Source organism: Peribacillus sp. SRI_006 (genome assembly GCF_057586375.1).
Genome location: NZ_JBYCZT010000016.1, coordinates 40,796 through 60,198, shown reverse-complemented (window position 1 = coordinate 60,198; position 19,403 = coordinate 40,796). Strand labels below are relative to the sequence as shown.

The 19,403-nt window shown below is 39.5% G+C and carries 18 protein-coding genes; 13 read left to right on the top strand and 5 right to left on the bottom strand.

Annotated elements, in window-relative coordinates; genetic code table 11:
- Positions 1-163: 163 nt before the first annotated feature.
- Complete coding sequence (locus tag AC2YHV_RS21805; protein ID WP_487374135.1) at positions 164-1,066, top strand: aldo/keto reductase; 903 nt, start codon at positions 164-166, stop codon at positions 1,064-1,066.
- 547 nt (positions 1,067-1,613) lie between these two features.
- Here AC2YHV_RS21805 and ftsZ read toward each other — a convergent pair.
- On the bottom strand, positions 1,614-2,600 hold the full coding sequence (gene ftsZ, locus AC2YHV_RS21800; RefSeq protein ID WP_487374134.1) for a cell division protein FtsZ: 987 nt from the start codon (positions 2,598-2,600) through the stop codon (positions 1,614-1,616).
- Between the two features lie 821 nt (positions 2,601-3,421).
- Between ftsZ and AC2YHV_RS21795 the strand changes: the two genes are divergently transcribed.
- From AC2YHV_RS21795 to AC2YHV_RS21770, 6 genes are all read left to right on the top strand, one after another.
- A complete protein-coding gene (locus AC2YHV_RS21795; RefSeq protein WP_413002493.1) occupies positions 3,422-4,021 on the top strand; it encodes a nucleotidyltransferase family protein in 600 nt (199 codons plus the stop codon).
- Positions 4,022-4,156: 135 nt separating this feature from the next.
- Positions 4,157-6,316 carry a xanthine dehydrogenase family protein molybdopterin-binding subunit gene (locus AC2YHV_RS21790; protein ID WP_487374133.1) on the top strand — a complete coding sequence of 720 codons (2,160 nt, stop codon included), beginning with the start codon at positions 4,157-4,159 and terminating at the stop codon, positions 6,314-6,316.
- Entirely contained in the window at positions 6,313-6,777 is a 465-nt protein-coding gene (locus tag AC2YHV_RS21785; protein ID WP_063576666.1) for a (2Fe-2S)-binding protein, read from the top strand. The genes AC2YHV_RS21790 and AC2YHV_RS21785 overlap by 4 nt, the downstream gene beginning before the upstream one ends.
- On the top strand, positions 6,774-7,640 hold the full coding sequence (locus AC2YHV_RS21780) for an FAD binding domain-containing protein (RefSeq protein WP_487374132.1): 867 nt from the start codon (positions 6,774-6,776) through the stop codon (positions 7,638-7,640). The genes AC2YHV_RS21785 and AC2YHV_RS21780 overlap by 4 nt, the downstream gene beginning before the upstream one ends.
- Positions 7,641-7,666: 26 nt before the next feature.
- Positions 7,667-8,461: an XdhC family protein gene (locus AC2YHV_RS21775; protein ID WP_487374131.1), complete on the top strand. Its 795-nt coding sequence runs from the start codon at positions 7,667-7,669 to the stop codon at positions 8,459-8,461.
- 506 nt (positions 8,462-8,967) lie between these two features.
- A complete protein-coding gene (locus AC2YHV_RS21770) occupies positions 8,968-10,077 on the top strand; it encodes a DNA alkylation repair protein (RefSeq protein WP_487374130.1) in 1,110 nt (369 codons plus the stop codon).
- A 148-nt stretch (positions 10,078-10,225) separates the two neighbouring features.
- Here the strand turns inward: AC2YHV_RS21770 and AC2YHV_RS21765 are convergent, their stop codons facing one another.
- Positions 10,226-10,780, bottom strand: coding sequence for an HPP family protein (locus AC2YHV_RS21765; RefSeq protein ID WP_057276138.1), 555 nt, complete (start codon positions 10,778-10,780; stop codon positions 10,226-10,228).
- A 289-nt stretch (positions 10,781-11,069) separates the two neighbouring features.
- On the bottom strand, positions 11,070-11,654 hold the full coding sequence (locus AC2YHV_RS21760; RefSeq protein ID WP_278089205.1) for a CGNR zinc finger domain-containing protein: 585 nt from the start codon (positions 11,652-11,654) through the stop codon (positions 11,070-11,072).
- Positions 11,655-11,969: 315 nt separating this feature from the next.
- Between AC2YHV_RS21760 and treP the strand changes: the two genes are divergently transcribed.
- The 3 genes from treP (at position 11,970) to treR (ending at position 15,918) form a co-directional block, all read left to right on the top strand.
- The gene (gene treP, locus AC2YHV_RS21755; protein ID WP_487374129.1) at positions 11,970-13,421 is read left to right on the top strand and encodes a PTS system trehalose-specific EIIBC component; all 1,452 of its coding nucleotides are present in this window, start codon (positions 11,970-11,972) and stop codon (positions 13,419-13,421) included.
- Positions 13,422-13,502: 81 nt separating this feature from the next.
- Positions 13,503-15,173 carry an alpha,alpha-phosphotrehalase gene (treC, locus tag AC2YHV_RS21750; RefSeq protein ID WP_487374128.1) on the top strand — a complete coding sequence of 557 codons (1,671 nt, stop codon included), beginning with the start codon at positions 13,503-13,505 and terminating at the stop codon, positions 15,171-15,173.
- A gap of 31 nt (positions 15,174-15,204) precedes the next feature.
- Complete coding sequence (treR, locus tag AC2YHV_RS21745) at positions 15,205-15,918, top strand: trehalose operon repressor (protein ID WP_487374127.1); 714 nt, start codon at positions 15,205-15,207, stop codon at positions 15,916-15,918.
- A gap of 47 nt (positions 15,919-15,965) precedes the next feature.
- Here the strand turns inward: treR and AC2YHV_RS21740 are convergent, their stop codons facing one another.
- Both AC2YHV_RS21740 and AC2YHV_RS21735 read right to left on the bottom strand, forming a co-directional pair.
- The gene (locus AC2YHV_RS21740) at positions 15,966-16,313 is read right to left on the bottom strand and encodes a DMT family transporter (RefSeq protein ID WP_487374126.1); all 348 of its coding nucleotides are present in this window, start codon (positions 16,311-16,313) and stop codon (positions 15,966-15,968) included.
- Between the two features lie 20 nt (positions 16,314-16,333).
- A complete protein-coding gene (locus tag AC2YHV_RS21735; RefSeq protein ID WP_054396540.1) occupies positions 16,334-16,663 on the bottom strand; it encodes a DMT family transporter in 330 nt (109 codons plus the stop codon).
- 162 nt (positions 16,664-16,825) lie between these two features.
- Between AC2YHV_RS21735 and AC2YHV_RS21730 the strand changes: the two genes are divergently transcribed.
- The 3 genes from AC2YHV_RS21730 to AC2YHV_RS21720 all read left to right on the top strand — a co-directional run bounded on the left by AC2YHV_RS21730 (position 16,826) and on the right by AC2YHV_RS21720 (position 19,343).
- Positions 16,826-17,116, top strand: a complete 291-nt coding sequence (locus AC2YHV_RS21730) for a hypothetical protein (protein ID WP_487374125.1) — start codon at positions 16,826-16,828, stop codon at positions 17,114-17,116.
- Between the two features lie 757 nt (positions 17,117-17,873).
- The gene (locus AC2YHV_RS21725) at positions 17,874-18,017 is read left to right on the top strand and encodes a DUF3956 family protein (protein WP_145505124.1); all 144 of its coding nucleotides are present in this window, start codon (positions 17,874-17,876) and stop codon (positions 18,015-18,017) included.
- 864 nt (positions 18,018-18,881) lie between these two features.
- Complete coding sequence (locus AC2YHV_RS21720) at positions 18,882-19,343, top strand: GNAT family N-acetyltransferase (protein WP_095679722.1); 462 nt, start codon at positions 18,882-18,884, stop codon at positions 19,341-19,343.
- Positions 19,344-19,403: the final 60 nt, after the last annotated feature.

The window sequence follows — 19,403 nt, the reverse complement described above, 5'->3', positions numbered from 1 at the left end:
GCAGATAAGGGTCACTCAAGATTAGGATTCTCCGAAAATTTAAATTATACTAGGTTCATGACAGTAGCCATAGATACTGTCACTGATTAACGAAGGGCAGTCATGATAGAAAAACAAACAACTAATTAGCAACCGCAATCATGTTATAAAAGGGGAGAAAAACATGCAAAGAGTCAATCTAACTGAAGATCTTAGTCTTTCACGCATTGTACACGGAATGTGGAGATTGGCAGATTGGAGAATTTCTGCCGAGGATATCCTATCTCTTATTGAACACGGAATGGATCGGGGCGTCACTACATATGATCACGCCGATATATATGGAAGCTATACGTGTGAGGAGATTTTTGGGAACGCACTTTCATTAAAGCCTTCATTACGCGATAAAATGGAGATTGTTACGAAATGTGGCATCGTTCTTCAATCAGAAAACCGTCCTTCCCATAAAAGTCACCATTACGATACTAGTAAAACCCATATCATAAAGTCTGTTGAACAATCCCTTATGAATCTTAAAACGGATTATATTGATTTATTACTTATCCATCGTCCGGATCCCCTGATGGACCCGGCGGAAACGGCAGAGGCGTTTAATCAATTAAAGGAATCAGGAAAGGTCCGGAACTTTGGAGTATCGAACTTCAAAAAACCGCAATGGGATATGCTCCAATCATATCTAGACTATCCGCTTGTGACGAATCAGCTGGAGCTTTCGGCATACAATCTTGAAAACTTCGAAGACGGAACCTTGAACTTATGTCAGGAAAAGGGCGTTGCGCCTATGGCATGGTCACCGCTTGCAGGAGGCAGCATCTTTGAGGAATCGAACGAAAAGGCTGTCCGTTTAAGAAAAACGTTAGAAACCGTGAAAGAAGAAATCGGTGCCAATGGAATGGATGAAGTGATGTATGCCTGGCTGTTGAGGCATCCCGCAAAAATCATGCCAATCGTTGGGTCCGGTAAGAAAGAACGGTTGGACAGCGCCATCGATTCACTAAACTTAAGCATGGAAAAAGAGCAATGGTTTAACATATTTACTAGCTCGATGGGACATGATATTCCGTAATGAATTGTACCTTTGAACAAGAAACCTTGCCTTCATTAATGGGGACCTCCGTAAAGAGGTCCCCATTCTTAAATTTCAAACAGAGACGAGATGGACTTTCACTTTACAAAGCATGATTTTTGGTGAATTTTTTTAAGTGCTAATAAGATTTTTCCATATAATAAAAATACTATTTGATTTTAGCGGTGAAACAACATGAAAATCGGGGTAATAGGCTCAAAGTATTTTGTTTGAATCCATATCAATCCACTTTCCCATGTTTCCCAAACCATTCATTTCCGTTCAATATGATATGTGGAAGAAAGCAGTCCATTAATAGAAAATGCGGGAAAACAAACCAATCTATTACTGTTTTCAGGTTCCATACCTTTTTTATGGATATGAAAAGGTTAAAAGGAGCTTAATACTATTTATGTCCCATCTTCTGGACTTTCAGATAATTCTTGCTCCATACCTACTATTTGACTTTCACTAACTTTGGTCTTGGTGAATTATAATAATCGTATTTTGCATCAAAACTCGTGTGACAGCCGTTTTTCCATTTCTGTTATTGAAGGGCGGCAGGCATTTTCAATGATGGAACCTCCTGATCATTCAAGCCAGTAGCAATGATAATTACTATAATTTCATCTTTTAAGTTTTCATTAATAACAGAACCGAAAATCATATTTAACTCTGAGTCTGCCTCGGAAGTAACAATATTTGCTGCCTCTTGTACTTCATATAGACTTATATTGGCGCCTGTGAGTTTCATTAGCACACCTTGGGCTCCGTCGATGGAAGTGTTAAGTAACGGACTGGAAATGGCTTTCTTTGCAGCTTCCGCAGCGCGATATTTACCTGTTGCTCTGCCAATGCCTATTAAGGCAGACCCTTTATTGGACATGATTGTTTTCACGTCTGCAAAATCAATGTTGATTAAACCTGGTACAGAAATTAAATCCGATATACCTTGGATACTTTGGCGAATAACATTATCCGCTTCAAGAAATGCTTCAAGCATTGGTGTATTTTTATGTAAAATCTCCAATAAGCGATCGTTTGGAATGACAATTAATGTGTCCACTGCTTTCTTCATTAAGGAGATCCCTCCTGCTGCTTGTGTTGCACGCTTATTGCCCTCAAACGCAAACGGAAGTGTTACAACGCCAATGGTTAGTATGTCAAGCTCACGGGCAATTTGAGCAATGACAGGGGCAGCACCCGTTCCTATACCGCCGCCCATTCCGGCTGTAATGAGTACCATGTCTGTACCTTTTAATGCTTCTTGGATCTGCTCTTTGCTTTCTTTAACTGCTTGTTTACCTACCTCTGGATTTGCCCCTGATCCTAAACCTTTTGTCAATGTTGCACCGATTTGTATCTTGCTCTTTGCTTTTGATAAATTAAGAGCTTGTGCATCTGTATTAACAGCTATAAATTCTACACCTTTAACTCCATGTTCGATCATACGGTTAACGGCGTTATTTCCTCCGCCGCCAATACCAATTACTTTAATGTTGACTGATGAGTTTACACTTGTAACAAACTCCATTTATAGGACCTCCTAGGCATTGAAATTACCTTGTTTCAAATTATTCAAATAAATAGCGGAAACAACACTTATTCTTTTATTAGAAATGTATTGTCTTTCATATATTCAGATTTAGTTAAAGAAAAAGGCATTGTCGGTAGCAGTCCCGTAAAGGAGACTTCTACCGACAATGCCTTTCATTGAACCCTTCCATTCTTTGCTAAAGGTGGGTGGGTTCGATATCCTAAAAAGGTAATCTTTATATTAATTCTAAGGTAATTCCACTTTTAAATCAATATATACACATTATTATAAACAAATACGTATTCATGAAGATGGCGACGACCATCTCATTAGAAATTATTTACAGTTTGTAACCCAATAAGGTTAAAGATAATGATATCTTTAGGAGTTTTAAAAGGTGAAACTAACTGAGTTAAATTACCGTGATGTATACCTTTAATTCATGAACTAGTAAAAAAGATAAGCAAAGATGCACCACTACATCTCATCTTTATTTTGTATATTTCCTACCGTCTGCACTCTACACATATAGTATGTGGGAACATAGTTTACACCTTCAATGTTGTGAAAATTTAGGGGTGAAATGATTCTGATTCTTATTTTGAATAAACTAAAACAGACAGGAAAATATTTATCCTGTCTGTTTTTTTTGCCTTTTAAATAACTACGGTGAATCGTACCATAAGTAATATAATGAGGCTTTTACGCATATAAAGAAAAAACACTATGTTCACTTAATAGTCCATACAGCAAATCCTGCCTCCGCTTATGCTTTTATTGTGAGATTTAAGAAAAATGATAGGTAGAAGGTGACGAAAATGGAAGCAATCGTCCTAGCTGCTGGATATTCCAGCCGAGCGAATGCATTTAAAATGACTTTGCCGATGGGGCAAATGAGCGTGTTGGAGCAAACGATCTCTAAATTTGAAGGATTATGCAGCAGGGTCATCGTCGTAGCTGGATTTCAAGCGGAAATAATCCAAGAGGAAATTGCCAAAATCATCAGTGAAAATGCCTATTCATTTCAGATCGAGTTTGTTTATAATGAAAACTTTGACCAGGGAATGTTTCATTCCATTCAAAAGGGCTGCAACGAAGTGAATGCCCCAACCTTCTTTATAACACCCGGCGATTGTCCGCTTGTAAAAAAAGAGACTGTTCAGCTACTAGCAAAACACAAAGGAAACGTGGTTATTCCCAGCTTTGACTATAAAGGCGGCCATCCCATTAAATTATCGAGCGAAGTGAAACAGAAAATTCTCGAAACCAATCCAGAAAGTAATTTGCGTGTGGTCCTGGACGGTTACGAAAAGCAATACATGAATGTAGATGATGCGGGAGTATTAATGGATGTTGATACACCGGAGGATTACCAAAAAGCCATTGATTATGATAATGCTTTAAATTTCTCGAAGTAAAAATAAAAATAAAAACCACGAAAATCTTGAATAGAAATGAATCATAAAAGATCATGCTCATTGATAAAATCATTGGAAGAGGTTTCTATTCAGAATATGTCCCATTAAAAAAATGAGTCGAAGGGTGTTGTTGCAATGAATCTCAAAGACATAAGCACCTCAGTGCCCAAAAAGGACCATAAAGGTAAAGTATCGGGCCAGTTGCCCTATATTAGTGACGTAAAAGTGGAAAATATGGTTTATGGTGTTTTGTATCGATCGCCAATTGCTTATGGGAAAATCATATCCATTCAATTACCTAATCTTCCGGAAGGGTATGAAGCTGTTGGAGCAGAGCATATCCCCGGACCGAATTATGTCAAAATTATCAAAGAAGATCAGCCCATTTTTGCCAATGAGTGGGTCAATTATATTGGTGAGCCAATTCTCATGCTCACGGGCAAACACCTGGATATCCTGTACAGTTTGTTAAATGAAGTGAAGGTTGAATTTGAAGAACATCAGGCTATCTATACATTGGACGAAGCGATCAAGCAAAAATCAGTATCCTTAGTTTTGGCAAGCTATGAATTTGGGGAAAGCTTAGAAAACATTTCAGCTATCGAGCAGGGAGCCCATCAAATCATCGAAGAAGAATATGATACGGGTTATCAGGAGCATGTCTATCTTGAGCCGCAAGGAATGCTCGCCGTTTATAAGGATGATGAAATTGTCGTCCAGGGATCGATGCAATGTCTTTATTATATAAAAAATGCATTGCTAAGCGCATTAGCCTGTGGTGACGATGAAGTCAGGGTTGTTCAAAGCCCTACCGGCGGAGGTTTTGGCGGCAAAGAAGATTATCCTTCAATGATGGCTTGTCACGTAGCCGTTGCCGCAAGAGCAGTAAAAAAATCGGTAATGCTCGTGTTCGACCGTTCTGAGGATATGCTGGTAACGACGAAAAGGCATCCGGCCAAACTCAAATATCGGACGGCCCTTGATAAGGAAGGAAATATTTTAAGCATGTGTGTTGACATCTTTCTCGATGGAGGGGCAAATGTTGGATTGAGCTCTGTCGTGCTGCAGCGCGCATTATTAAACAGTGCTGGTGTTTATAAAATTCCGCATTTTCATGCAAAAGGCTATGTCTTAAAAACCAATACCGTTCCGAACGGCGCCTTCAGAGGCTTTGGTGCTCCTCAAAGCTTTGCCGGAATCGAAAGTCATATTGGACATCTTAGTAAACTGGCAAAAATCGACCCGCTTGAATATAAACGAAAATACCTCGTCAAACAAGGAGATCCCACCATCACCAAAGGTAAATTCCGCGACCCGATATTAGTGGAAGATATGATTGAGGACGTACTCAACGTGTCAGAGTACTATAAGAAAAAAGAAGACTTTCAGCGCTTAAATCAACAAAATCAGCGCTATAAAAAAGGGATAGGAACTTCGCTGTTCCTCCACGGCTGTGGATTTACTGGCAGTGGCGAAAGAGATCATATTAAAGCAAAGGTGAAACTGGTTAAATCAAAGGACGACCAGGTATCACTAAAAATCTCAAACTCTGATATGGGACAAGGTATTTTGACGACGTTGTGTAAAATTGTCGCCAAAGAACTTAACCTCCCGTTCGAAGATATTTTGTACCCTTATCCCGACACAAAAGAGGTTCCCGACTCGGGTCCGACCGTAGCTTCCAGGACGACGATGATTGTCGGAAAATTGCTTGAACGGGCCGCAAAAAAACTTAAGGATCAGTGGCAAACAGGGGTGGAACAGGAAGTGGTTGAGCACTATGTTCACCGTGAAATGATTCCTTGGGATGAGAAAACCTTCACTGGAGATGCGTACCCGGCTTATTCATGGGGCGTTAATATCGTTGAAGTAGAAGTTGATACGTTAACAGGTAATTTAAAGTTAGAAAAAGTATACGGCAATTATGAAGTTGGGAAGGTCATCGATGAACGGATTATGAAAGGCCAAATTGACGGTGGTTTGGCTCAAGGGCTAGCATACGGTTATCTGGAAAAGATGACGTCAAAACAAGGTAGAATCCAACAAAAAAGCATATCGGATTATGGACCGCCGACTTCCTTGGATATCGTTTCAATTGAAAGCAAGGTCTTTGATAACCCCTATGCTGATGGTCCATACGGGGCGAAGGGCGCAGGTGAATTGACTTTAATCGGAGGCGCTCCAGCAGTCCAAGCTGCGATTGAGGATGCCCTGCACACTTCTTTTCAGCAAATTCCGATTACACCGGAAGTCATTATTGAAAGTCTTTGGATGAAAGAAGGTGAAGAGGGTTGATTACATTCACACTAAATGGAAGAACGGTAGAAACTGACGCCCCTGCTACAGCAAGATTACTAGATTTATTAAGAGATGAGTTTGAGTTAATCGGAACAAAGGAAGGCTGTGGTGAAGGGGAGTGCGGAGCCTGCAGTGTTTTTGTGAATAACCTCCTGCAAAACAGCTGCCTTATTCCAATTGGCTCGATTGCTGGTGCCGATATTCAAACGATCGAAGGCATCATTGAAACGGAACAATTTAAAATTTTAGATGAAAGCTATTCCATAGCCGGGGGAGTGCAATGCGGCTATTGCATACCGGGAATGATTATGGCAAGTGCAGCTTTGTTATCTGAAAATCCTCATCCTTCAGAGGCTGAAATTCGTGAGGGCATCTCCGGAAATCTGTGCCGCTGTACGGGCTACAATATGATTGTTGATGCGATTAACCTAGCAGCTAAAAAAGGTGATGGCTTATGATAGAGAAAATAACAGCGTATCGCTTCGAGCGTTTAGACGAAACTTTGAGCCAATTGAATAGAGAAGATTGTGCAATCATAGCCGGAGGCACCGATGTTATGGTCCTTCACAAAAGTAGAAGGGGAGTACCTCCAAAAATCCCTAAACCGATTGTTTTCATTAATCATCTTTCCGAATTAAAGCAGGTGTATCAACATCACAAGGATCTCCACATCGGGGCCTGCTGTACCTATAGTGAATTACTTGAAAATCCGTTGATTCCTTTTGCTTTAAAGAATGCAATTAAAACAATTGCTGCCCCGGCAATTAGAAACCGGGGAACATTAGGCGGTAATATATGCAACGCCTCTCCAGCCGGTGACATGCTTCCTTTGTTATATGTATACAATGCAAAGCTTCTGTTGCGCTCCGTAAATGGTGATCGCATGGTCGCGATTAGCGATTTCATTCAAGGTCCACGACAGGTTCAACGCTTTCACAATGAAATGGTAACGGAGATTATTCTGCCGTTTGTATTAGGAGATTCACATGTCGTTTTCGAGAAAGTCGGCAACCGCAACGCAGATGCCATTGCCAAAGTATCGTTTGCGGGTTTCGTCCGGATAAGCAAAGATCGAATCGATGACATTCGATTTGCCTTCGGGGCGGTCGGACCTACGATGGTTCGTTCCATTGATATTGAGAGGAAACTGGTTGGAAAAACGATACCATTAGCCGATGCAGACATCGTTGAAATTGTGGCAGCCTTCGATAAGATCATTAGACCAATCGACGATCAACGCTCCACTGCGGCATACAGAAAAACCGTCGCGTTACATCTTTTACGTTATTTTCTTAGCATGAAGCAATATCAACCGAATTAATGTTTAAAGATAGGGGGGAGCTTTTCATGCAGCTGATGGAAAAAGTGGCCATGCTAACGCGCCAAAACGAAACCTTTGCTTTAGCCATGATTATTGAATCAAAGGGCTCGACTCCCAGGCATGTTGGAAAAATGATTGTCTACCGGGATGGTACCATTGAAGGGACTGTCGGAGGGGGCTTGGCTGAACACTATGTGATCGAAGATAGTGTAAAGGCGATCCAAAATGGACAATCGAAAATCGTTGAATATAAATTGAATAAACATGCAAAAGACGGAATTCAGATGAATTGTGGCGGCACGTTACGGGTCTTTATTGAAGTCTATAAAAGCAGGCCTGAACTCATTCTGGCTGGGGCCGGTCATTTAGGCCATGCGTTGGCAAAGCTTGCTGATTTCCTTGAATATCCTTATTGCATTGTCGATGATCGCGTTGGTTATTGTACAAAGGAACGCTTTCCGAATGCGGCAAACCTTTTTGTGAACGAGGATATTGGAAAGGCTTTGCTCGCAGCCAACCTAAATGAAAAATCATATGTGGTAATTGTTACAAAAGATTGTGATGATATTGTATTAAAAACGGCACTGCAATTTCCGATTGCATATGTTGGGATGGTAGCCAGTAAACGCAAGGTCATAAGCATATTTGAAAAGTTAAAAAGTGAAGGGGTCACGCAAGAACAGTTGGAGCAGGTCCATTCTCCAATCGGTTTGGAAATTGACTCGGAAACATCAGAAGAAATTGCCATCAGTATTATCGGTCAAATCATCAAATTAAGCAAGGAAAAAAAGCCTGTAAAGGTGAAACAATCAAATAGATAAGTAGAAAGGTCAGATAAAGCAAAAATCAAAATGTCTAATAGATAATGGGGTCAGTCCCCACTGTGTTAAAGTATTAACTCAGTGGGACTGACCTTTTTTCTTTGATAAAAGCTAGAAGCAGGCCCTTGCTCTTAGAGTGGGCCTTTTGTCGTTTTGATTCATTCATTAATATGCTAGAAATATTTTACTTTATATGCTACTACTATCATACTATACACAAAGGAAAACTCCTGTATGGGGATATTAGATGGACTTATGGGAAACGGGTTCTGGTGCAAAGATTACATCCATTGGAAAGAGGTTTATAGAATCCTATAGAATCAGCTATTATGCAGTCATTCCTAATAGTGATGAATGAACTTCACTTGATTTTGGACAGACTTGTTCTGTAGAGTAAGCTTCCTTTTTTAATGATTGTATCGTGCATAACATAGTTTGAAATGATAGCTGATAGGCAGTGCAAGTATCCAAAAGCAAATTTAACCTGAAGAAAAGAAGTGAATGAAATGGTTGAGCCTTTAAAGGATTTATATAATGAAATGTTCATTCGTGAATTCGGTGAAAAAGTAAAGGGTGTCCATCCGTCCTTCTCTACTGAATCGTTTAAAGGGGAAGTAATTGATGAGCATTGGGACGAGAGGAAGTTAAAAGAACGAATAAGGCACATTTCCATTACTCTTGGAAAGTATCTTCCAAGTGATTATCAAGAGGCTTTGGATATTTTGTATCGGCTTGATAAGGATTGTGAGGGTTTTAGATATTTATTTTTCCCTGATTTTGTAGAGGTACATGGATTGAATAAGAAAGATTGGCCGTTATCGCTAGATGCGTTGGAGCGTTTTACAGCAAGGTCATCCTCCGAGTTTGCAATCCGTGCTTTTATCTTGCTTGATCCCGTTTTAATGATCGAGAAGATGAAGGGATGGACCAATCATGATGATGAGCATGTCCGCAGGCTGGCTAGTGAGGGATGCAGGCCCAGGTTACCTTGGGGCCAATCTTTACCGATGTTCAAATCCGATCCGGCACCCGTCTTGGAATTACTTGAGAACCTGAAAAACGATCCGTCCCTATATGTTCGCAAAAGTGTGGCCAATAACTTGAATGATATTGCCAAAGATCATCCGAAAACCGTAATAGAAACAGCTAAGCGCTGGTATGAAAGCGGAGAACCCAACACGATTTGGATTATTCGACGGGGATGCAGGACCTTAGTTCGTCAAGCAGATCCAGAAGTCCTTTCTTTATTTGGATACACGGATATATTGAATAATCCGAATATCATTACAAACGCATTTATTAGAAATGAACCAGACTCGATTTTTATTGGGGAAACGAGTGAACTTCATTTCGGTTTTCAAGTTCAAGGAAAGAACACTGTGAAACTTCGCATCGAGTATGCCATCGATTTTGTGAAAGCAAATCAGAAAACTTCCCGTAAAATTTTCCTATTGGCAGATAGGGATTTCTCAGATGGTGAAGGAGTTGAAAGAGTGAGGATTCACAATTGGAAAGACCTGACGACACGTCGACATTACATAGGGATCCATCGAATATCACTCCTTGTGAACGGAGTGGAAGTTGCTGAAACGCAAGTCAAACTAAATGATGGATGATAAAGGTTATTGAAAAGCGAGGGAGAACTTAATTAACAGGAATACAGCAATTAAGGTTGACAAAAACGAGGAGTCTGAGCGTTCCTCGTTTATTATTTCATGATAGTGAAACATTGAAAAATTATGCTTTATCCACATTAAAAAGCAATCAAATCCAAAAGGTTGGATAGCTCCGATTGCTGCGCAAATTATTAATTAACAATGCCAGTAAAACGATTATCACGGCACCAGTTAAAACAGGAGTAAATAAATAACTCCAGCCATACTGGCCAAGCATGATTACAAGCGGGTCTGCTCCAGCTGGCGGGTGCGTCGTTTTTGTCAGCATCATCACCGCAATTGCTAATCCGACAGCCAAGCCGATTGCCCAAGGTTCATCGCCAAAAAAATGATAGGAAGCTAAACCTACGAATGTTGAAATAAAATGACCGCCTATAATATTACGCGGTTGTGATAATGGTGCATTCCACAGACCGAACGCCAGCACACAGCTGGCACCAAATGGAGCCATTAACCACACTGCTGATGTTATTTTTGTTAAAAGAATTAAGGCGAATATAGTTAAAAATCCCCCAATCAACCCCGTTATTGCGTCCTTTACATTTATTTGTAAAGGGCTTCTTCCTTTTCCCTTCATCTTCGATAAATAATGAATATGAAATAAGCGTTTTTCATTATGCCTCGCGGCTGAAATACGGTCCAAAGTGAACCCTCCTTTTTTATATAATTAGACTTTACATGAAATGGACTAACCCGTCAAAATAATTTTTAGTGGTTAGTTTAAAAATCCAAAAATAGCAAAAAAAGCCAACTTAGTGTGTTGACAAGAGGAGGTTCAGAATAGTTTCAACCCGAATCATTTTACTGTTTTATGAAATCCTAAATGGATGTGAAGAAATTAACTGGAATCGTTTTATAATGAATAAACTGCAGGCAACAAGCTTACTTCGAAATTTGTATACATTCTGACAAACTTAATAAGGTGTGTATCTTCATTCATCATCAGATTTCCGGTGTTGAAATCTGGCTACCTTTTTCCTATTCCCGCATATTTTCATTGAACACCATTTGCGTCTTCCGCTTTCATCGATAAATAACAGGACGCAATCATCATTCGAGCATCGCTTTAATGATGACAGCTTATTTTTTTCAATTAAAGTTAATGAGTCGAAGGCAATATAAGATTGCAGGATACCTTCCGCTTCTCCAACAGGTATGGGAACCAGTTTTTGATCACTTAATTTATATGTGAAAGGCGATTTTTCGATTTTTTTTTCCAAATAGGCGATAAACCCATCAGGAATCGAATTCCCATCTGCTATTAATTCAAATTGTTTTCTTAAAATAGTACGCATTTCTAGAATGCTTGCAAATACTCGTTGAATTCTCTCTTTAATTATTGGGGAAAACTGATTATCCAAATATGAGTTATTCCCTTTTATTACAGTAAGCCAGTCCAGCATATCCCGTTCTGATAGTAATAAGTCTTGCCGTTGGCCACGACTGACCAGTTCCGTATTCACTAAATCCAGAGAAAGATTACCTGATATAAGTGGAAATTTATTAGTTTCAGACATAAGTTCATCGCCCATTTCCCTGCTAAATTCTAACCATTAAAATATAAATTGAGAGGTTATATCTTCATTATACATTATTTCTGAATTTTTCAGCTACTCGACTAAAATCACGGGATAATATGAATGCTATCAAAATCCAAATGTGCAAGAACAGAATGTAAATGAAAGTCCATGATAATCAATTCTTTTAAAGTGGGGGAAAAAGTTCTTGACATATCCTGTACGTACAGGATAATATGAAAGCGTATACAGAACCTATACGTACAGGTTATAAAAACAACTATATTTTGCTTTCTAGGGAAAGGAAGTAGTGAAATGGGTAAATACACAGAACCAGCAACGGATTTGCTTCAACATGTCGGAGGGAAAGAAAATATTGCGACGGTTACGCATTGTGCAACAAGAATGCGTTTTGCGTTGAAAGATCCCGCCAAGGCGGATGTAACGAATATCGAATCGATTAAGCTTGTGAAAGGAACTTTTACACAAGCTGGCCAGTTTCAGGTCATAATCGGGAACGAAGTGTCATCGTTTTATAATGAATTCGTTTCCATAGCTGGACTTCAGGAAGCGTCAAAAGAAGATGTGAAAAATGCAGCAAAACAGAATATGAGCTGGCTGCAGCGTATGATTGCTCATCTTGCGGATATTTTCACCCCGCTGATTCCTGCCATAGTCGTTGGCGGACTCATTCTTGGATTCCGCAATATCATCGGGGATATTAAAATGTTCGATGACGGCACAAAGACCCTTGTGGATATTTCACAATTTTGGGGAGGGGTACACGCCTTCCTTTGGCTTATAGGTGAAGCTATTTTTCATTTTCTTCCTGTTGGGATTACATGGTCGATCTCGAAGAAAATGGGCACGACTCAAATTCTCGGCATCGTCCTTGGTTTGACCCTGGTTTCCCCACAGCTTCTTAATGCATATGCAGTGGCAAACACAAAGGCAAGTGATATACCTTTTTGGGATTTCGGTTTTGCCCATGTCGATATGATCGGCTACCAGGCTCAAGTCATACCAGCGATACTTGCAGGGTTCGTCTTGGCGTATTTAGAACGGTTCTTGAGAGATAAAGTGCACAATTCCATTTCCATGATCGTCGTTCCATTTTTCGCGTTACTTCCAACTGTAATCATCGCCCATACCATTCTGGGGCCTATAGGCTGGAAAATCGGTTCTGTCATTTCTACGATTGTATATTCCGGGTTGACTTCATCAGTTGGCTGGCTATTTGCTGCCGTTTTCGGTTTTGCCTATGCACCGCTTGTCATCACAGGCCTGCATCACATGACAAACGCAATCGATCTTCAGCTTATGAGTGAACTTGGCGGTACGAACCTATGGCCGATGATCGCGTTATCCAATATTGCACAAGGTACGGCAGTGCTAGCAATGATTTACATCAACAGAAAGGACCAGGAGGAGAGACAGGTTTCCATACCTGCCACGATTTCTTGTTATCTCGGTGTAACCGAGCCAGCCATGTTCGGCATTAACTTGAAATACGGCTTTCCGTTCTTAGCCGGTATGATCGGTTCACTTTTCGCAGGCATCGTTTCAGTCGGATCTGGAGTAATGGCAAATTCCATCGGTGTTGGAGGGATCCCAGGTATCCTATCCATCCAGCCGCAGCATATGGGAATGTTTGCACTTGCGATGCTGGTTGCTTTCGTTGTGCCATTCATTTTGACTATAGCATTCTCCAAACGTCCTAATATGAACTTGAAAACTAGAACGAAAACAACGAAATTAAATGCTTGATAACGCGGAGGGAGAAGCATTCTCCCTCTTTTTTACGATACTTACGAAAGATACATCGGGGATCGAAGAGGAGGAATTACAATGAAGGATTTTAAAAAAAGTACCATCTATCAAATTTATCCGAAATCATTTAAGGATTCGGACGGTGACGGCATCGGGGACATAAATGGTGTTATTGAAAAACTTGATTATCTGAATAAACTGGGAGTGGATTATATTTGGCTCACCCCTTTTTATCGTTCACCGCAAAATGATAATGGATATGATGTAGCCGGTTATACATCCATTGATCCTGTTTTTGGGACGATGGATGATTTCGAAAGATTGGTGAAAGAGGCGAATTCGCGGGATATCCAAATCATGTTGGATATGGTATTCAACCATACATCAACAGAGCATGAATGGTTCCAAAAAGCATTGGCTGGAGATAAAGAATATAAGGACTATTATATTTTCAAGAAATCGAAAGATGGAGAGCCCCCTACCAATTGGATTTCGAAATTCGGAGGTCCTGCATGGGAATATGTAGCGGAACATGATGAATACTACCTCCATTTGTTCGATCGAACACAAGCTGACCTTAATTGGGAAAATCCCAGAGTGAGGCAGGAAATCTTCAATATAGTAAACTTCTGGCTGGATAAAGGTGTCAAAGGATTCCGTTTGGATGTCATCAATCTTATTTCGAAACCTGACATCTATGAAAATGACAAAGATGGAGATGGACGATGCTTTTATACAGATGGTCCCAAGATTCATCAATTCCTAAAAGAGATGAATGAAGAAACTTTCGGGAAGGATGAAGAGGTGATGACTGTAGGGGAAATGTCATCGACGACCATTGACCATTGCATCAAATATTCAGCTCCAGTTGAAAAGGAGCTGTCCATGGTATTCAGTTTCCATCATTTAAAGGTGGATTATAAGGATGGGGAAAAGTGGTCACTTGCAGATTTTGACTTCAGTCAGTTAAAGGAGATCCTAAGCAGCTGGCAATATGGGATGCAAGAAGGAAATGGATGGAATGCCCTGTTCTGGTGCAACCATGACCAGCCGAGGATTGTAACCAGGTTCGGGAATGATCAAGAGTATCATAACGAATCTGCCAAGATGCTGGCAACAGCCATTCATATGCTTAGGGGAACCCCTTATATTTATCAAGGGGAGGAAATAGGGATGACCAACCCGAAGTTCAATGATATTGGACAATACCGGGATGTGGAATCGATTAATTATTACAATATTTTAAAAGAGGCAGGCAAGGATGAAAAGGAAATAATTGAAATCCTTCAAGCTAAGTCCCGTGATAACTCGCGAACTCCCATGCAATGGGAAGATACGGAGCATGCAGGCTTTACAAAAGGGACTCCATGGATTGCGGTGCCTGATCATGCTAAAAACATCAACGCTGAACACGCACTGATGGATCAGGATTCCATTTTTCATCATTACCAAAAACTTATATTCTTACGCAAGAAACATGATATCATTGCATATGGGGACTATCAGGAAATTCTTGGCGACCATGACGCTTTGTTCGCTTATATACGCAGTTATGAAAACGAGAAACTTTTGGTCATCAATAACTTTTATGCAAAAGAAGCGTCCTTCGAAATACCAAATGATATCGACCTATCCGGGTACAACTCAGAGCTCCTGCTCTCAAACTATATCGATTCGAAAGAACTTGCAGGTGATTTTATCCTCCGTCCCTATGAATCGGTTGTCTATTTGTTGAAAAAGGACGAGTAGCAGACTAAGAAAAATATATTGTGGTGATGAAATGAACAGCAAATATCTATCGCTATATGGTGATATCGTTTCAAAAATTGAAGAAGGAACCTTTCCGATAAATTCAAAGCTTCCTTCCGAAAGCAGCTTCATGGAAGAGTATGACATATCCAGGGATACTGTGAGAAAGTCCCTACAGTTGCTTGAACAAAATGGATATATCCATAAAATCAAAGGCAAGGGTTCATTTGTCTTGGACTTCAGCAAATTTAATTTTCCTGTAGCAGGGTTGATTTCCTATAAAGAAATGGTGGAAAAGTTGAATTTGCATTCCAAAACGATCATTCATAAGTTGGAGCTTGAGACCCCCGACTCAAATATGGCCAAGCTTCTAGACTTAACTGATGATGGTAAAGTATGGAAGGTTTTCCGGATTCGGCAAATCAATGGGAAGAAAATCATCCTGGACAAAGACTATTTCAAAAGCGAGTTCGTAAGCAACCTGACAAAGGAAATTTGTGAGGATTCGATTTATGGGTATATCGAAAAGGAACTTGGGCTCCAGATTGGTTTTTCAAATAAGGAAATTACCGTGGAGCCATGCAGTGAAGAAGATAAACAATTATTGGACATTGAAGACTTCGATATGGTGGCAGTTGTGAAAAGTACGGTCCATTTAATCGATGGAAGCTTGTTTCAGTATAGCGAATCCAGGCATAGACCCGATAAATTCAAGTTCACGGACTTTGCACGGAGAACTTGGTGAAGTCAGCTAATATTTTTGAATGTGCGGGGAGAGGAGGAGAGTCAAACTTAGTTTGATTCTCCTTCCGCTTGTTTGGAGGTATGGGAAGCATTTAGGAAAACCACTCCGCCAATTATTAATACTAAGCCGCCTAATGTAGTGATACTGAATGGCTCATTCCATAAAAGTACGCCAATCAATGCTGTTAAAGCTGTGCCTATTCCTGACCAAATGGCGTAAGCTAAGCTTAACGGAATTGTTTTAAGACATACAGATAAACTATAGAATGCTATACCAAATCCTATCATAACCCCAAATGTAGCGGATAAATGAGTGAAGCCTTCAGACAGCTTAAGCATGGTCGTACCAAATACTTCGCTTATAATAGAAATTCCTAAAGCTATGTATCCTTTCATGTTGTTACCTCCGATTCTTATTAAGAAGTGCCTTCACTAGAGAGTTTCAATACAACCACTCCGCCAATGATCAGGACTAAACCTAAAAATTTTTTCAGGTTAAAGCTTTCTTTATAAACGATAACTCCCACTAAAGCAGTTAAAGCTGTGCCTATTCCCGACCAAATGGCATAAGCCGTTCCAAGCGGGATGGTTATTAAAGATAACGATAGGCAATAAAAAGCCAAACCCATCCCAATAACCACACCAATGGAAGGGAATAACCTTTTAAACCCGTTTGATACTTTTAACATCGAACTGCCAAACACTTCACTTAGGATGGCAATTGCCAAAAATGCATAAGGATTCAAGATGAACTCCTCCTATATATATATTACTTACTATTTTTCAATCTCTTCCCCCAAGAATCTTAACATCTAAAGGACTCATATTAAACCCATACCACCTATATTCAGTTACATATTTTCTGTCATGGCAGAAAATTTCCAGTTACACTCAATATTAGACTGAAAGTGATAAATAAGCCGCTTCCTCCGACCGAAATCCTTGATAATAGTAAATTAAGGATATCTTCTAATTCATCGGAATTAGGGAAAATAGAAGAAACGCAAAGCATCAAGTCAATCAGAGGTGAGGCGGGGGTAAGTGTATCACTGGATGGAAGTTTTTTATTGGATGCCTTAAAAGCGATAAAAGAAAACGAGGTAAAGCTAAGTTTTGGCGGTCCAATGAGACCTGTCTTAATCGAGCCAAGCGATAATTCCTCCTATCGTCATCTTATATCACCAGTGAGAACATACTGAGGAACAAAGCCTAAGAAACGAATAACGGGGGGAACGGCAACAGCCTATTACTTCAGGTGGAAGATATGGTAACAGTCAATCACCAAGAAAAAGAGATCCAGTAAAATCTGGACCCATTATATTCATAGAGATAGAAAAAAGGTCTTCATTCTTGGTGTAAGGCCGGCACTTGATTTCGAAGGTAAAGGTAGAACCTTTCATCTAGCCAGATACATCCGTCCATCAATTGAATGGAAAAACCAGTCGACAGTCTGAAGAACCTCTGTAAAGACATGGTTTATTTTAAGATATACCTCGATAGAATATATAATATTCATGTGATCCACCAATAGCAAAATACTCACTATTGGTTTGTTAGTAGGGTGTATTTCTCCTATGTCCAGTTAGGGACGCTCCAAGAAGGAAACCTTGACCGCCAATTGTTTTTCCTATAAACGGGGAGGTTTCACTTATTGGCGCAAGAAGTGGAATTGTACATCCAACTGCTAAAATTTCATATACTATGGAAAAATACTCCTTTAAGAGGAAGCTCAACTACTAAACGCAAAGGGATCAAGCTGAAGTTTTCCCGGAAGCAGTTGCGCTTCATGTGTTTTTTTCAGTGTCCCCGCACTTTTAACCTACAAAAGCAATCCCCTAAGGCAATTAACATCGAAATCTAATGATTATCCTCTATTAAAATCAACTATTAAACTATTACACTTTTATATATCTTTCATATACTATCATATCTTTTTATAGTAAGGGGGAAGAAAGAATGCAATCACCTTGTATCTTAGAAGCTAATGGTCAATTCTTTTTAGTCACTGAAATTGATGACGTAGCTACACTTAGAATCCGTATTTCATCTATATTAGCCACAACTTTAATAGGTTTAGGATTCCCAGTCTGCGGCGAATAGATCATTTTCCCACTATTCTAGGTATCCCACTATAGTGCATACTCTTTAGTTAATATAATCAGATGTTATCGGCAAGTGAAAAGGGGTCTTTTTTATGAAGACCCCTTTTTACTACTTATTCAACTAAAGACCCTTAAATCAAAGATTAACAAAAGTCTTTGGTTAATCCGGCATGATTATATGGCTCCGTTTTAAGGTATACCCAACTGTGAAAAAATCAACGGAATATCATCCATATTGGCGTTTAAACAATGTTCCCTAGTGCGAAATAGGTAACCACTTTTAGAGTGTACTAGCACCCTTCATATCACGTATTTCGAATGTACAAAATCAAACCGTGCAGGAAGGAAAGGGTCACGACTTTAAGTTGTAAAGCTCATGATCCTTATCCGCTTTCAAGAAGGAAGGATCGTGTTTTATCGTGCTTGAACTCACATATTCAACTATTACATATGCAAGGACATTTAGAAGACTTTCTCCGTAATATTTTATTCGCTCATAACCGTTTCCGATACCTCTTTTTCACTTGGCTGACGTTATCCTATGAAAATAGGATTCCTTATAGTAAGTACAATTCATAGATTGCCTTAAGAAAGCCAGCGGCAGACAAGTTTGGCTTTCGGATAAGCCGTAAGCGTCTCATCAGAAGCTCCATCTGCTTTAATAAGATTAATGTACCTTCATTTAGGCAAGTTCTCTAAAATCCATTGCCAGCTGCTTGTGGTGGCGAAGCGTTTGAAGTAACTAAAGTAGGTTTGGTGGACCTGATGTTTTGGAATGAATTTATCAGATAGTGGCTAGGATTGTACTTTTGGAATGTGGACGTTGCTTGATTGTAATATAGTATAGGCAGGGGGGATAATTATGTATGTAAGTCAATCCAGGGATCATGAAGTAATTGCAAAATTAAATCGAAATGTTCACAATCTGCATGCAAAACTATATCCTAAGTATTTTAAGGAATATAATTATAATGCAATGAAAGAAACTTTTAAAAATTTGGTTGAAAATGATAATTTTGTTTTTCTAGTTTTAAAAGAACATGAAGTGCCAATTGGTTACGCATGGATTGAAATTAAAAACTATCCTGAAAGTGCTTTTAAAAATGAGTATAAATCAGTATATGTGCATCAGCTTAGTATCATTGAAGGTCAAACCCATAAAGGTTACGGTAAAAAACTAATGAATGAGGTCTATGATATTGCTAAAAAGAATGATATAGATTTAATAGAACTGGATTATTGGTTTGAAAACATGGCAGCAAAAGAGTTTTATAAGAAACAAAATTTTAAAAAGTATAGGGAGTTTGCATTCAGACAGTTGTAAATCCTTTGTAACTCAATGAGTTTGAAGGAATTAATAAAAAACCCCGATTCGGGGTTTTTT